The sequence below is a fragment of the Aeromonas sp. 601039 genome (assembly GCF_049174415.1).
GTDB lineage: Bacteria > Pseudomonadota > Gammaproteobacteria > Enterobacterales > Aeromonadaceae > Aeromonas > Aeromonas veronii_A.
The window spans coordinates 1-14,970 of record NZ_JAAKTL010000012.1; the positions used below are offsets into that span (position 1 = coordinate 1).

The following is a 14,970-nucleotide window of genomic DNA, read 5'->3' on the forward strand; positions in this document are numbered from 1 at the left end:
GTTTTTGATGCTCGATGCTGTGAGTGCCCACACAGATTGCTTGATTCAAATTGTTAAAGAGCGTCACGCTTGTCGCGCTGAGGAGGCGCATATTACGCTCCTCACTTCGAAAGTCAAGCGATTGTTTTCGCTTTTCTTTCGACGCCCACTTCGCTAGGAAGCTGGCTCATCAGCTTGGCGTGTTCCGCCGTGCTGGTAGGGGCGCATTATAGGGAGCCGCGCCGGGATGACAAGGGCTTTTTGCAAAAATGCGTTCGTTTGCTGAAAAAGCGAACTGAACGCCCCAAAACAACCCCTTGGCATCTCTTTTACGCCGCTTTTTTGCTCAATTCTTCGCTTTGTGCCCGGATATAGTTGACCCAGCTGGTTGCCTTCTGCTGCCAGTTATCCTGTTGCTGCAGCTCACGGGCCAGTTCCAGCGCCTGGGCATACTGCTCCTTATTAAGGTGTGCCTGCACCAGCAACGCTTTGGCGCGATTGCCTTGCTCGCCCTTCACCGACTTGATGGCAGCGAGCTGGGTCATGGCAGCATCAGTCTTGCCCTGTTGCAGCAGCAGTTCGGCGGCGCGCATGGCGGCTTTGGACTGACCATGTTGGCTGGCCAGCTGCTGCCAGCTATCAACTGCTTGTGACCACTCCCGGGCACCTTCCCACAATTGGGCAAGCAGTTGGCGGTTTTCAGCACTTTGCTTCATCTGTCCCTTGGCCATGGCCGCTTCCAGCAGACGGGCACCACGATAAGGCAGCCCTTGCCAGGCATAGAGGCGGATCAGCTGATTGCGGGCAGACGCATCATCTATCAGTTTTCTGTCGATGGCAGTTTGCAGCAATGCCAACGCCTGATCCCCACGTTTGGCGGAGAGGTTGAGCGATACCGCCTGTTGCCACCACTTACTCTCTGTCGGCTCATGACGGATCAGCTCGGCCGCCTGATCGGCCGCCACGCCATAACGTTGCTGGGCGGTGAGGGCGGAGAGACGAATGATGGCGGCCTGTTTCTGCCAACCCTTCTTCAACAACTGTTCGCTCTGGCTGGCGGCGTCACCGTACTGTTTGTTGTGGTAATAGAGGCCAGCCAGACGCAGGCGCAGTGCATCGTCTTGCTTGAGCGCCAGTGCCGCCTTGTAGCTGGCGATGGCACCAGACCAGTTGGATTGCTGGGCCTGAATATCGCCGCGCAGTCGCAGCAGCTGAAGCTGTTGTTGCTCGGGCCACTCTTTATAGGAAAGGGCCTGTTCGACGTAGCGGCTCGCTTGGGCGGTCTGTTGCAGATTGGCCGCCAGCGAGGCTTGCAACTGCGCCAGCCAGGCACGCTCGGCATCGCTATTTGGCTTGAGGCCGGATGCCTTGCTCTGGGCCTGTTGCCACTGACCAGACTGATAGAGCCTCATCACGGGTTCAAGCTGACGGGAGAAGTGAGGGCTGACCTCCATCGCCAGACAGGCTTGGCCAACCAGGGCCAGCAGACAGATCCAGATCCGCAACATAGTTATGACTCCAGTTTGAATTTGAGCGTGATGACTTGCACCAGCTTGTCGGTGGCGCCCGGTCTCGGCTGATAGCGCCACTTGTTGATCGCCTGAATGGCCGCCCGCTCGAACTGACGCTTGGGCTTGGCCTCGACCACTTCCACATCCTGCACGCCACCTTCGGCATTCACGCTAAAGCGCAGGGTGACGAATCCTTCGATCCCTGACTGCTGGGCACGATAGGGGTAGACCGGCTCGATCCGTTGCAGCGGCATCAGCATGTCACCTGCGCCGATACCCGCTCCCTGCTGCTGGCCGTGGTAGTTGCCACTCAATACCGGTGCGGTACTGGTCGCCACTCCGGGGGCATAGACCTGCACCGCGCTGAGGCTGGAAACCAGATCCAGACTCGGCTCAACGGCCGCCAAGGGGGCCGCGGCAGGCATCGGCAGCGGTGTCGAGGCCAATGCCGCGGGAGGCTCTGGCAGAGGCTCGGGCTCCTGCGGCACTGGACGCTCGCGTACCTGCACCTCGGTCACCTCGTTCTGCATATTGATGACGATGGGCTTCTGTTCGCTCGCCACCTTCTCGCCCCGGAGCGGTTCAACCAGCGTGGCAATAAACAGCAGGATGCCCAGACTGAGGGCAATCCCCAGCCCCAGGCTCATCAGCTTGTATTTCATTTCGGCGCCACCGCCACGGCGATATTGGCGATACCCGCCGCCTTGGCCTCATCCATCACCCGCACCACCTTGCCATGGGGTACCCGCTCGTCGGCCTGGATCACCAGGCTGGCATCGGGCTGCTCCGCCAGCAGACGGGCGATGGTGGCCTGTACCCGCTCCACATCGATCTGCTTGCGGTCGAGGAAGATCTGACCCTGAGCCCCGATCGCCAGCATGATGCTGGAGGATTTCTGCGCCTTGGCCTGACTGGCCTGGGGTCTGTGCACCTCGAGCCCGGCTTCGCGCACGAAGGAGGTGGTGACAATAAAGAAGATCAGCATGATGAACACGATATCCAGCATGGGAGTCATGTCGATCTGCACTTCGTCACGCTGGCGTTTGGATTGCCGTCTCATTGCATTACCTTCTCTTCTCGCAGGCCGTCCCGGGTCTTGGCCAGCGCACGCTTGGCCTGACTCTCGAGCCGACTGAGTAACAACACGCCGGAGAGCGCCACCACCATGCCCGCCATGGTGGGGATAGTGGCGCGGGAGATCCCGCCCGCCATGCTCTCCGGGTTAAAGCGGTTGGCCGCAGCCAACGCATCGAATACGCCGATCATGCCGGTCACTGTGCCCAGCAACCCCAGCATGGGACAGAGCACCACCAGGGTGCGGATGAAGATCAGATGACGGTTCAGTTCCAGCTCTGCCTGCGCCAGCCAGCGGCTGCGGATCGCCCGGGCGTGCCAACTGTGGCGCTCGCTGCGGGCCTGCCAGCGGCCGAGCAGCTGTTGCTGCAAGGGGCCAAAACCCAGATTGAGGTAGAGCAGCCGCTCGATCATCAAAATCCACATCAGCACCAGCAGGGCCAGAATGACCCAGAGCACAGGGCCGCCACGGCCCATGAAACTCTGCAGCTGTTGCCAGATGTCGAGCATCATGCTGCTCGCTCCATCCCGCCGTTATTGCTCTCGGCGCGCTCGGCCAGAATGCCGGCTACCTGCTGCTCCAGCACATTGGAGAGCTCGGTGAAGCGCGATTGCAGCAGGCTGTGGGCCAAGATCAGCGGAATGGCCGCAACCAGACCCTGTACCGTGGTAACCAGCGCCATGGAGATACCGCCCGCCATGATCTTGGGATCGCCGGTGCCAAACTGGGTGATGGCCTGGAAGGTGCCGATCATCCCGGTCACGGTACCGAGCAGACCCAGCATGGGGGCAATGGCCGCGATTACCTTGACCATGCCGATGCCGCGCTCCATGCGAGGAGTCTCCTGCAGGATTGCCTCATCAAGACGCAGTTCGAGGGTCTCCATGCTCAGCTCAGGGTGTTTGTCTGCCACCGTCAGCACCCTGCCGAGGGCGTTGTCGGCGTGATACTCGCCGCTCTTGAGCTGGCGGCGCACCCGACCCAGTTCGCGGGAGAGGCTCCACAGCCGTACCGCAGCGATACCCAAACCGATGGCGGCCAACAGCACGATAATGGCGCCGACCTGACCACCTTGTTGTACCTGCTGCCAGAAGGTGGGCGCCTGTGCCAGCATCGCCAGCAGAGTGCCATGCGAAGGATCCAGCGGCAGCGCTTCCCCTTCCTGACCCTGATAAGCCGCAACGGCAGAGAGCACGCTACCGGGCAGACCCAGTACCGGGCTCAAGCCTTCGGCGGTCGGTTGCAGGAAGCCTTCGCTCCCCAGCAGGGCAAAACTGCCAACCCGGGTCAGCGACTGCTCGCTGGCAGCCCCCTGGGCATCGAGCACCTTGCCGTTGAACTGGGCAATCCGGCCAGATTCGCGGATCTCCTGCAGCAGCGTGGCGGGCAGCAGGGCGAGAGCGGCACGATCCGGCACCTGTTTATCCTGTGCCATGGCTTTCAGCGGGGCGAGACGCTCCGGGTACTGGCCCTCGACGGCGGATTCACTCAGCAGCTTGACCGCATCGCTGGCGCCTTGACGGGTGACCGCGAAGATCTCGTTCATGTCGCCGGAGGCTTGCTCCCACTGGGCGTTAAGCTCGACCAGCTGCTTCTCGTTGCTGGCGAACTTGCCAGCCAGCTCCTTGCTCAGGCGCTGGGCCTCGGCCAGTCTGGCGCGGGCAGTGCCGAGCTCCTTGGCAACGGTCGCCAGATCTTGCTGAGCCTGCTGTTCACGAGCCTGTTCCTGCTGCTGCCACTCATCGGCGACAGCGGCGTTGGTACCGCAGGAGAGGGCAATAAGGAGGGGGAACCACTTCATGGTGACTCTCATGATTGGGCCTCCTGACTGCGGCTGACAGAGAGGGGGACATTGAGCAACTGGGGAACTTTCTTGTCGGCGGCCACATCCATCGCCTCGGCGATGGGGGAGAGCCACTGGCTATCGAGGGCTTGCCACTGCTTAGACTCGGCAGACCAGCGCCATGCCTGACTGCGATCGGCCGTCATCGCCAGCAGGGAGACCCGACCCAGCGCCAGCACATCGACCCGACGCGGAGCACCATCCAGCTCCAGCTCGGCGGAATAGCTGTCCATCCGGCTGCCGTACTCGGCTTCAATCTGATAGGCCTGCAGCAGCTGACGGAATTTCTCTGCCTCGCTAACGTCTGCGCGAGCCAGGGTCGCTTTCAACTGTTCAACCCGCGCCAGCCGATCTTCCTTGCGCAGCGGAATGTCATTTTGCACCAGCTGTTCCAGATCTGCCTGCATCTGCAACATCAGCGGGATCAAGCCCTGACGGGTCTCTTGCACCGCTTCCAGCTGCTGGCTCAATTTACCCAGCTCATTTTGCTGATCGGCCACCAGAGATTGCATGTAGCGGTTGTAGGCTTCGAGGTCACGCAGTTGCAGCTGGGCATTTTGCAGCTCCAGTCGTGCGGCAACGGCGGCATCGGCGGCTTTTTCCACCCGCTGCTGGGAGGCTTTCCCGGCAGCTATGCTGTTCTTGAGGGCGGGAGCAACCAGCTCATCCCCGATGGCAGCAAAGTGGACTGACAGTGGCAGCAGGGCCACACCCCATAATTTGTTCATTGAAATACATCTTACTAATGATAACTATTATCATTATCTCAAATGCAGGGCGGACTGGCAACGAGAGGATTTTCTTGGCCTTTATGCACAAAAACAGGATAATTTTTAAGCACGCACGGAATAAGTGGCGCCAATAGCCACCGCACAAATATAAATAACGAGAAAAAATCTTTTCGATCAGTGTGATAGAGATCGAAAAAGGAGAAAGTCATGCTCAACGATGCGATCTGGGAACATATCGACAAGTTCACCAAGGCAACAAAAACCAGCGATATCCAGCAACAACTGGAACGCTTCAGTCATCAAATGGGCTTTGATTACTTCCGGCTGTTGATTATTTTCCCCATCAGCATGCAGAAATCCCACGTGGCACTGTTCAACAACTGTCCGACCAGCTGGTTTGACGCCTACAGCGAAAACCAGTATCTGACCCAGGATCCGGTGGTCTATCTGGGGCTGAAACAGACCCAGCCTATCTTCTGGAACAAACTCGACTGCGACTCGCCCTGGCTGCCCAGCGCCAGCCGCGATGTGATGAATCTGGCTGCCGATTTCGGGGTGCGCAACGGCGTATCCTTCCCGCTCCACACCCCGCAGGGGGAGCACGGTATCCTCTCATTCATCACCAAGGAGAAGTCCAACTCTGATCTGATGTTTGAAAACGTTCCCTTGCTGTCATTCTGCGCCAGCTACATCTTCAACTCCGCGCTGCAACTGATCAAAAGCCGGCCTGACCTGATGAAGTACCTGACCGAACTGTCGGATCGGGAGAAGGAGTGCCTGTTCTGGGCCAGCGAGGGCAAAACCTCCTGGGAGATCGCCACTATCCTCGGCATCAGCGAGCGGACGGTCAACTTTCACCTGACCCAGGTGACCAACAAGACCGACTCGAAGAACCGCAGCCAGGCCATCGCCAAGGGGATCACCAGCGGCATCATAGTGCCCTCCCTCGATGAGGTCACCATCACCAACCTGCGGCTGTCGTAACCCCTCAGCCGAAACAAAAAGAGCCGCAATAGCGGCTCTTTTTCATTTCAGAAAGTGACTGATCAAAAGTGACTTACTCAACAGTCACCGATTTTGCCAGGTTGCGCGGCTGGTCGACGTCAGTGCCCTTGATCAGGGCGACGTGGTAGGAGAGCAGCTGCAGCGGCACGGTATAGACGATGGGGGCGATCACCTCTTCCACATGGTTGAGGTTCATGACCCGCATGGTCTCGTCGCTCTTGAAGCCGGTGTCGGCATCGGCGAACACGTAGAGGATACCGCCACGGGCGCGCACCTCTTCCACGTTGGACTTGAGCTTCTCCAGCAGATCGTTGTTCGGCGCCACCACAATGATGGGCATCTCGGCATCGATCAGCGCCAGCGGGCCGTGCTTCAGCTCGCCAGCGGCGTAGGCTTCGGCGTGGATGTAGGAGATCTCTTTGAGCTTGAGCGCCCCCTCCATGGCGATGGGGTACTGGCTGCCGCGGCCGAGGAACAGGCTGTGCTGCTTGTCGGCAAACTCTTCGGCCAGGGTTTCGATATCCTTGGCCAGCGCCAGACTCTCTTTAATACGCAGCGGCAGGGCTTGCAGCGCCTTGACCAGTTCAGCCTCGGCGGACGCGCTAAGGTGGCCACGGCAGTGACCGACCGAGGCCACCAGCATCAGCAGGCCAGCCAACTGGGTGGTGAACGCCTTGGTGGAGGCCACACCAATCTCTGCCCCCGCGCGGGTCATAAAGGCCAGATCCGATTCACGCACCAGCGAGGAGCCCGGCACGTTGCAGATAGCCAGCGAGCTCATGTAGCCGGATTCCTTGGCCAGACGCAGCGCCGCCAGGGTATCGGCGGTCTCGCCACTCTGGGAGAGGGTCACCAGCAGGCTGTTGGGACGCACTACCGATTTGCGATAGCGGAACTCGGAGGCAATCTCCACATCGCAGGAGACGCCGGCGATCTCTTCGAACCAGTAGCGAGCCACCATGCCGGAGTGATAGGAGGTGCCGCAGGCAACGATCTGCACGTGCTCGACCTTGTCAAAGATGGCGCGCGCGCCGTTGCCGAACGATTCGACCACCACGTGATCGCTGCCCAGACGCCCTTCCAGGGTGTTGGTGATCGCTTTGGGTTGCTCGTGGATCTCTTTGAGCATGTAGTGACGGTATTCACCCTTGTCACCGGCATCGTGGGAGAGTTCGGACTCCTGCTCTTCACGCACCACGGCGTTGCCGTTGGTATCGAAGATATGCACGTCACGGCGGGTCACTTCGGCCACATCACCCTCTTCCAGGAAGATGAAACGACGGGTCACCGGCAGCAGCGCCATCTGGTCGGAGGCGATAAAGTTCTCGCCGATACCGCGGCCGATCACCAGCGGTGAACCGGAGCGGGCAACCACCACGCGGCTGTCGTCGCGGCTGTCCATCACCACGGTACCGTAGGCTCCGCGCAGCTGCTTCACCGCAGTCTGCATGGCGGCCAGCAGGCTACCGGCGCTCTTCAGCTCGTGATGGACCAGATGGGCAATCACTTCGGTATCGGTGTCGGAGCTGAACACATAGCCCAGCGCCTTCAACTCTTCCCGCAGCTCTTCGTGGTTCTCGATGATGCCGTTGTGCACCACCACGATATGCTCGGAGACGTGGGGGTGGGCGTTGCGTTCGGAGGGCTCGCCGTGAGTGGCCCAGCGGGTATGGGCGATGCCGGTACCGCCGTGGACGGACTGCTCGTCGAGCGCCTTGGCCAGCTCGGCCACCTTGCCCAGACGGCGAACCCGCTGCAACGGCTGGTTGGCGCTGAACACGGCCACACCGGCTGAGTCATAACCGCGGTACTCCAGACGGCGCAGGCCCTCTACCAGAATTTCAGCCACATCACGTTGGGCGACAGCCCCGACGATGCCACACATACACTTCTCCTTGAGATACAAATCGTAAAGTCAGTTGGATGGTTCAGAGCTCGATGTCAGCAAGTGACCGGGGCGCAGATAAGCGTCACCCCCTGGGCTTGAATCTGTTCTCTGGCCTCGCTGGCCAGCCCCTCGTCGGTCACCAGGGTATGGATGCTCGACCAGGGAAGTTCGAGATTGGGGATCTTGCGGCCGATCTTTTCCGATTCGACCATCACAATGACCTCCCGCGATACCTCTGCCATAACCCGCGACAGGCCCACCAGCTCGTTGAAGGTGGTGGTGCCACGCTCCGGGTCGATGCCGTCGGCACCGATAAAGAGCTGGTCGAAGTCGTAGGAGCGCAGCACCTGTTCCGCCACCTGCCCCTGGAAGGATTCGGAGTGAGGGTCCCAAGTGCCACCGGTCATTAACAGGGTAGGCTCATTTTCCAGCTCGCGCAGGGCACCGGCCACATTGAGGGAGTTGGTCATCACGATGAGGCCGCGCTTGTTGCCCAGCATGGGGATCATGGCGCTGGTGGTGCTGCCGCTGTCGATGATGACGCGGTTGTGATCACGCAGCCGCTCGGCCGCCGCACGGGCAATGGCTAACTTTCGGTTCGAAACTTGTTCAGGGTTGACCTCGACCACCATCTCGTTCGGCAAGGGAACGGCACCACCATAACGGCGCAGCAGCAGACCGCCGGTCTCCAGTACCGCCAGATCTTTACGGATGGTCACTTCGGAGGTAGAAAAGTGTTTGGCGAGGGCGTCGACGCTCACTTCACCCTGCTCTTGTACCAGGGTCACTATGGTGTGGCGGCGTTGTTGAGTATTACGTTTGGTCATTTTTAAGTTTCGATTCGAAAGAACATCGAAATATTAGCCCCTTTTTCGGAAAAATAAAACAGCAAATAGGATCCGATTTGGTTCGATGCCAGAATGGGGTGCCAATTTGCGACGAGGATGCCATGCAAAAGAGAGTCATCTGGCTGGTGGAGGATGAGGCCAGCATCGCCGACACCCTGATTTACGCCCTGCAGACCGACGGGTTCGAGGTGGAGTGGTTCATGCTGGGCCAGCAGTTGCTGACACGACTGGAACAGACGCGACCCGACTTCCTGATCCTCGATGTGGGGCTGCCCGACATCAGCGGCTTCGAACTCTGCAAGCAGGTGAGAGCGCTGACCGATATTCCCCTGATGTTCCTCACCGCCCGCAGCGAGGAGATAGACCGGCTGATCGGGCTGGAGATCGGTGCCGACGACTATGTGGCCAAACCCTTCTCGCCACGGGAAGTGTGTGCCCGGGTGCGGGTCATCCTGCGCCGCAGCCAGCCCGTCGCCCCCCAGCCCAGCGCCCTGCTGGTGCTGGATGAGGAACGGGCCCGCATCCATTTTCGCGGCCAACCGCTGGCCCTCACCCGCTACGAATATCTGCTGCTCAAGACCCTGATGCAGGCGCCGGGGCGGGTCTACTCCCGCCAGCAGCTGATGGATCTGGTGTGGCAGGATGCGGAGGAGAGTCTTGATCGCACCGTCGATACCCACATCAAGACCATCCGCGCCAAGCTGCGCGAACATGATCCAGAAGCCAACCTGATCCTCACCCACCGCGGGCTGGGCTACAGCCTGGAGCTGGCATGAGACTCGGGTTGCAACTGCTGTGCGGCCTGCTGCTGATCTTCGCGCTGGCCGCCTGGTTTGTACTGGAGATCTTCGTCGAGGAGATAAAACCCGGGGTGCGCAGCGCCACCGAGGATACTCTGGTCGACATGACCCAGCTGCTGGCGCCGCTCGCCCTCGATGATCTGCAAGAGGGCAATATGATGAACGGGCGGTTGGCCAGCGCCTTCGCCCGCCTCAACCAGAATCCCATCAATGCGATGATCGATGGCCACCTCAAGCAGCAGGCGGAGTACCGCATCTATGTCACTGACCAGAAGGGGATGGTGATTTACGACTCCGACGGCACGGATCTGGGCAAGGATTATTCCCGCTGGAACGATGTCTACCGCACTCTGCGTGGCCAGTATGGCGCCCGCAGCACCCGCACCGATCCCGACGATGCCGCCAGCTCGACCATGTATGTGGCGGCACCGCTGAGGGAAGGGGCCGAGATCATCGGCTCCCTCACCGTCGCCAAACCCAACCGCACCCTGATGCCCGCCATCGAGCGGGGGGAACAGGAGCTGCTGCGGGCCGGCGGCCAGATGTTGCTCATCTCACTGCTGATCGGCAGCCTGCTGGTATGGTGGCTCAACCGCGCCATCGGCAAGCTGGTGCACTACGCCGACTCGGTCAGCAAGGGGGAGGTGGCACCGCTGCCACGGCTGCACACCGTCGAGCTGGATCGGCTCGGCCGCTCGCTGGAGACCATGCGCCACCAGCTCGATGGCAAAAGCTACATCGAAGCCTATGTGCACAGCCTGACCCACGAGCTGAAGAGCCCGCTGGCCGCCATTCGCGGGGCAGGGGAGATTTTGGCCGAAACGCCGCCCCCCGAAGTTGCCAAACGCTTTATCGGCAACATCAATCTGGAAACCGCCCGCATGCAGCAGCTGATCGAGCGAATGCTGCAACTGGCGCGGCTGGAGTCGGGGCAGGGGCTAGATCGCCAGTCGGTGGAACCGGCAAAACTGGGCAAGCGCACCCTCGATGCTCGCCAGATTATTGCCCAGCGCCGTCAGGTGGCACTGGTAGCCGAGCTGGCCAGCGCGCCGAAACAGAAATGGGATCCACTGCTGGTGGAGCAGGCCATCGGCAACCTGCTAGACAACGCCATCGACTTCTCTCCCGCCAACGGGCTGGTCACCCTAAGCGGCAGCCAGCAGGAGGAGGGCTACTGTTTTCGGGTCACCGACTGCGGCCCCGGCATTCCCGACTACGCCCTGCCGCGCATCTTCGAGCGCTTCTACTCCCTGCCGCGCCCGGACAAGGGCAAGAGCAGCGGTCTGGGGCTCAGCTTCGCCCATGAAGTAGCCCACCAGCATGGCGGTCGTCTGACCCTGAGCAACCGGCCGGAAGGGGGCGCGCTGGCGGAACTCTGGCTGCCGTTCACCTAGTCACCGCCCTGCAACTTCACACTCCCCACACAAAGCGGCTATAGACTGCCGCTTTCTCTCATCCATTTGCTCAAGGAAATGCTATGTCCCGCCTGCTTCTCTCCAGCCTGCTGGCTGCCAGTTTGCTCGCAGCCCTGCCTGCCTCCGCCGCCAGCGGCTGCTTTCTCTATGCTGACGGCAACGGCCAGACCCTCTCCAGCGAAGGGGACTGCTCCAGCCAGCTGCCACCCGCGTCCACCTTCAAGATCCCGCTCGCGCTGATGGGTTACGACAGCGGCTATCTGGTGGATGAAGAGCATCCGGCACTGCCTTACAAACCGAGCTATGACGGCTGGCTGCCCGCCTGGCGTGAAACCACCACCCCGCGCCGCTGGGAAACCTACTCGGTGGTCTGGTTCTCCCAGCAGATCACCGAATGGCTGGGGATGGAGCGCTTCCAGCAATACGTCGACCGCTTCGACTACGGCAACCGGGATCTCTCCGGCAATCCGGGCAAGCATGACGGCCTGACCCAGGCCTGGCTCAGCTCCAGCCTCGCCATCAGTCCGGAGGAGCAGGCTCGCTTCCTCGGCAAGATGCTGAGCGGCAAGCTGCCGGTCTCGGCGCAGACCCTGCAGTACACCGCCAATATCCTCAAGGTGAGCGAGATCGACGGCTGGCAGATCCACGGCAAAACCGGCATGGGCTACCCGAAGAAGCTGGATGGCAGCCTCAACCGCGATCAGCAGATTGGCTGGTTCGTCGGCTGGGCCAGCAAACCGGGCAAACAGCTGATCTTCGTCCATACCGTGGTGCAAAAGCCCGGCAAGCAGTTCGCCTCCCTCAAGGCGAAAGAAGAGGTGCTGGCCGCATTGCCCGGGAAGCTGAAGACCCTGTAATTCCTCCAGAAACCGGCGCAATGCCGGTTTTTTTATCCCCCTTCACCACCACTTCACACAAGCCCATCCCCCCTTCACGTCCGGCCGGCAGACTCACTCCATCCAACAAGGAGACGTGTCATGGTCAAACAGATATTCACCCACAAGATCTTTCTGCTGCTGTTGCTCAGCCTGCTGCTGATGGTACCGGTGCAATCCATCATGGAGCTGAACCGGGAGCGTCAGGCTTACCGCAGTCAGGCCATTCACAGCATCATGGCCAGCAGCAGCGGCCCGCAGCGACTGATGGGGCCCATTATCGTACAGCCCTATACCCGTTCGGTGACGGTCGAGCAGGAGGGCAAGCGCTTCGTCCGTCAGGAGCAGATCTACCGCTACCTGCTGCCGGAACAGCTGGACGTGCAGGCCATCATGGAGGTGACCCCGCGCAAGCTCGGCATCTATCAGGCGCAGGTCTATCAGACCCGGCTCTCCCTCTCCGGCCGTTTGCCGACAGCAGCTCAACTACAAGAGAGCGCGCCGCTCGCCGGGGATGATGAGCTGGTGGCAGGCAAACCCTACCTGAGTCTGGTACTCTCCGATGCCCGCGGTATCAACAGCGTCCCCGAACTGCAACTCGGCACACAGCGGATCCCGTTTGCCCCCGGCGCCCGCCTCGGTGATGCGCTCGCGGGTATCCATGCCCCGATCGACAGCCTGCCGCAGCAGGATGGCACCTTCCATCTGGAGCTCAATCTACAGGGGATGAACGCCCTCGACATAGTCCCGCTGGGCAAGGAGAGCACCCTGCAGCTGGCGGGCAACTGGCCCCACCCCAACTTTATCGGTGACTTTCTGCCGGGCAGTCGCACCCTGAGCCCACAAGGGTTTGAGGCCAACTGGCAAACCAGCTGGTTCGCCAGCGACATGGAGACCCGCTTCAACCGGATGATGAACGGGGGCGATAGCAATCTCTCCACCTTCAGCGTCAGTCTGGTGCAGCCGGTGGATCACTATCAGCTCAACGAGCGGGCGGCCAAATATGCCCTGCTCTTCATCGGTCTCACCTTTATCAACTTCTTCATGTTCGAACTGCTCAAGGGGCTGCGGGTCCACCCGATCCAGTACGCGCTGGTGGGCATGGGGCTGGCCATCTTTTATCTGGTGCTACTGGCCCTGACTGAACACCTCGGCTTTGGCTGGGCCTATCTGGTGGCCGCGCTGGCCAGCGTGCTGCTCAACGGCTTCTACCTCAGCCATGTGCTGGGCGGCCCGAAGCAGGGGATCGGCTTTGCTGCGCTGCTCGGGCTGGTCTATGCCACTCTCTACAGCCTGCTGCAGGCCGAAGAGATCGCTCTGCTGCTAGGCGCCCTGCTGCTGTTCGCCACCCTGGCGCTGATCATGCTGCTGACCCGAAAGCTCGACTGGTATCAGGTGATGGGGCAACAGAGTGTCGAGTCCCGCCCAGCCGGACATGACAATGACGACTGAGGGCACAACCTCCGTCAATCTCTGACCTAGACAACAAAGGCTTCAGTCGGTTCTTCTCGAAAACAGCGGAACCGGCTGGGCCTTTGTCCGCCAATTTCCTAGCATGCAACCATGTTCCACAGGCGGACGATCACATGAAAATGCATCCGGGCAGGAACCTGCTCTATTCCGGCTTGCTATGGGCTCAGGGAACTCTGGCCGGTACCCTCACCATTCATCCCGAACCGGTCGACGACCTCTTGCACAATCCCGGCGTCGGTATCGAAGAGTTTCACAACAGCTGGGGTCATCCCCTCTCTCTGGCCGAACACCCGGTCAGTACGGTCGACTACTTCCGTTTCTACTGGAGCGAGCTGGAACCACGGGAGGGCGAATACAACTTTGCCCTGATCGACAGGGCCATCGATCAGGCACAGCACGCCACCCCGAAACAGTCGATCGCCCTCAGGGTCATGACCCTTGATGAGCCCTTCTCGGGCAGCAAGATCCCGGAGTGGCTTATCAACAAGGGGATTCGGGGAGAGTGGGTGAACAACCACCAGACCTTTGTGCCCGACTACAGCGACCCGCAGTTCCTCGCCCGTGCCACCCGGCTGTTTCAGGCGCTGGGTGCCCATTACGATGGCAACCCGGCGCTGAGTCATGTCGACATCGGCATGATAGGTTCATGGGGAGAGTGGCACATGAGCAACTTCCCTGGCCCGACGCTGGAACAGCGCTACAGCAGCGAGCAGCTCAAACCCTATGTTGACCTGCAGATGGCCGCTTTTCCGCGAACCCCCAAGCTGATGCTCATCAACAACCTGCCCATGTTTGAGTATGCCGTGGGCAAGGGAGCTGGCTGGCGGGCAGACTGCCTCGGCGACTGGCACCACTTCTCCCAAAATTGGAGCCACATGCGCAACGCCTACCCGGAACGACTGGCGAGCGCCCGCACCGATGTGGCGAACTTCGACTCCAGCTGGCAGCGGGCGCCGGTCAGTTTCGAGGTGTGCGGCAAGCTGAGCGAGTGGCCAGGCCAGCAGCAGTACACCATGGAGGAGGTCAAGGCCACCTTTGACTGGGCGCTGGCCCAACACGCCTCCACCATCAATCTCAAGTCGGATCCGGTTCCCCCCCAATATCGACCCATCGTCGACAATGCCCTGCGCAAGCTGGGCTATCGCATCGTGCTGGACCAGCTGACCCTAAAGGGAACCATGAAGCCGGGGGCTACCCTTACCCTCAACGGCGACTGGCACAACGACGGGGTAGCGCCGGCCTATCGCAACTGGCCGCTCACTTACCGGCTGGTCAACGAGGAAGGCCAGGTCGGCGCCATGCTGGTGACCCGCAACGACATGACCCGCTGGATCCCGGGCAGCAAGGCTACCACTCGCGACAGCCTGACCCTGCCGGGCCGGATGGCACGCGGTCACTACTATCTCGAGCTGGCCTTCATCGGTCAGGACAAGCAGCCCGCCCTGCAGCTCGGCATTGCCGGTCTGGAAGAGAGTGGCTGGTATCGTCTGGCCGAGATAGACATCCAGTAACGCAAGAGGGCTCCCG

General features: G+C 60.8%; 14 protein-coding genes. 6 read left to right on the plus strand and 8 right to left on the minus strand.

The annotated features are described in order from the left end of the window. Positions 1–308 precede the first annotated feature (308 nt). Genes G5195_RS11485 through G5195_RS11510 form a run of 6 tightly spaced genes read right to left on the minus strand, consistent with a single transcriptional unit; the run spans position 309 to position 5,136 of the window. The gene (locus G5195_RS11485) at positions 309–1,487 is read right to left on the minus strand and encodes a hypothetical protein (protein WP_421236155.1); all 1,179 of its coding nucleotides are present in this window, start codon (positions 1,485–1,487) and stop codon (positions 309–311) included. A 2-nt stretch (positions 1,488–1,489) separates the two neighbouring features. Further along, positions 1,490–2,152 carry an energy transducer TonB gene (locus G5195_RS11490; protein WP_216979815.1) on the minus strand — a complete coding sequence of 221 codons (663 nt, stop codon included), beginning with the start codon at positions 2,150–2,152 and terminating at the stop codon, positions 1,490–1,492. Then, entirely contained in the window at positions 2,149–2,550 is a 402-nt protein-coding gene (locus G5195_RS11495) for an ExbD/TolR family protein (RefSeq protein ID WP_005339369.1), read from the minus strand. The genes G5195_RS11490 and G5195_RS11495 overlap by 4 nt, the downstream gene beginning before the upstream one ends. Continuing rightward, positions 2,547–3,077 (minus strand): MotA/TolQ/ExbB proton channel family protein, encoded by a 531-nt coding sequence (locus G5195_RS11500; protein ID WP_005339367.1) that lies wholly within the window; start codon positions 3,075–3,077, stop codon positions 2,547–2,549. The genes G5195_RS11495 and G5195_RS11500 overlap by 4 nt, the downstream gene beginning before the upstream one ends. Further along, positions 3,074–4,378: a MotA/TolQ/ExbB proton channel family protein gene (locus G5195_RS11505; RefSeq protein WP_042082287.1), complete on the minus strand. Its 1,305-nt coding sequence runs from the start codon at positions 4,376–4,378 to the stop codon at positions 3,074–3,076. Before G5195_RS11505 ends, G5195_RS11500 begins: the two co-directional genes overlap by 4 nt. Further along, positions 4,375–5,136 carry a DUF3450 domain-containing protein gene (locus tag G5195_RS11510; RefSeq protein ID WP_005339362.1) on the minus strand — a complete coding sequence of 254 codons (762 nt, stop codon included), beginning with the start codon at positions 5,134–5,136 and terminating at the stop codon, positions 4,375–4,377. Before G5195_RS11510 ends, G5195_RS11505 begins: the two co-directional genes overlap by 4 nt. A gap of 210 nt (positions 5,137–5,346) precedes the next feature. Here G5195_RS11510 and G5195_RS11515 point away from each other — a divergent pair, with 210 nt between their 5' ends. Then, positions 5,347–6,123 carry a helix-turn-helix transcriptional regulator gene (locus G5195_RS11515; RefSeq protein ID WP_216952456.1) on the plus strand — a complete coding sequence of 259 codons (777 nt, stop codon included), beginning with the start codon at positions 5,347–5,349 and terminating at the stop codon, positions 6,121–6,123. 73 nt (positions 6,124–6,196) lie between these two features. Here the strand turns inward: G5195_RS11515 and glmS are convergent, their stop codons facing one another. Then, positions 6,197–8,029, minus strand: a complete 1,833-nt coding sequence (glmS, locus tag G5195_RS11520; protein ID WP_216960043.1) for a glutamine--fructose-6-phosphate transaminase (isomerizing) — start codon at positions 8,027–8,029, stop codon at positions 6,197–6,199. A 56-nt stretch (positions 8,030–8,085) separates the two neighbouring features. Further along, positions 8,086–8,859 carry a DeoR/GlpR family DNA-binding transcription regulator gene (locus G5195_RS11525; RefSeq protein WP_064335026.1) on the minus strand — a complete coding sequence of 258 codons (774 nt, stop codon included), beginning with the start codon at positions 8,857–8,859 and terminating at the stop codon, positions 8,086–8,088. 122 nt (positions 8,860–8,981) lie between these two features. Here G5195_RS11525 and blrA point away from each other — a divergent pair, with 122 nt between their 5' ends. The 5 genes from blrA to G5195_RS11550 all read left to right on the plus strand — a co-directional run bounded on the left by blrA (position 8,982) and on the right by G5195_RS11550 (position 14,954). Then, positions 8,982–9,656 carry a beta-lactam response regulator transcription factor BlrA gene (gene blrA / locus G5195_RS11530; protein WP_033138557.1) on the plus strand — a complete coding sequence of 225 codons (675 nt, stop codon included), beginning with the start codon at positions 8,982–8,984 and terminating at the stop codon, positions 9,654–9,656. Further along, the gene (gene blrB, locus G5195_RS11535; protein ID WP_421223931.1) at positions 9,653–11,074 is read left to right on the plus strand and encodes a beta-lactam sensor histidine kinase BlrB; all 1,422 of its coding nucleotides are present in this window, start codon (positions 9,653–9,655) and stop codon (positions 11,072–11,074) included. Before blrA ends, blrB begins: the two co-directional genes overlap by 4 nt. Before the next feature lie 83 nt (positions 11,075–11,157). Further along, a complete protein-coding gene (gene blaOXA, locus G5195_RS11540) occupies positions 11,158–11,952 on the plus strand; it encodes an OXA-12 family class D beta-lactamase (protein ID WP_263085054.1) in 795 nt (264 codons plus the stop codon). Between the two features lie 120 nt (positions 11,953–12,072). Beyond that, positions 12,073–13,422 carry a cell envelope integrity protein CreD gene (creD, locus tag G5195_RS11545; protein WP_421223513.1) on the plus strand — a complete coding sequence of 450 codons (1,350 nt, stop codon included), beginning with the start codon at positions 12,073–12,075 and terminating at the stop codon, positions 13,420–13,422. Positions 13,423–13,556: 134 nt separating this feature from the next. Beyond that, positions 13,557–14,954, plus strand: coding sequence for a DUF4832 domain-containing protein (locus tag G5195_RS11550; RefSeq protein WP_421236156.1), 1,398 nt, complete (start codon positions 13,557–13,559; stop codon positions 14,952–14,954). The last annotated feature ends 16 nt before the right edge of the window (positions 14,955–14,970 follow it).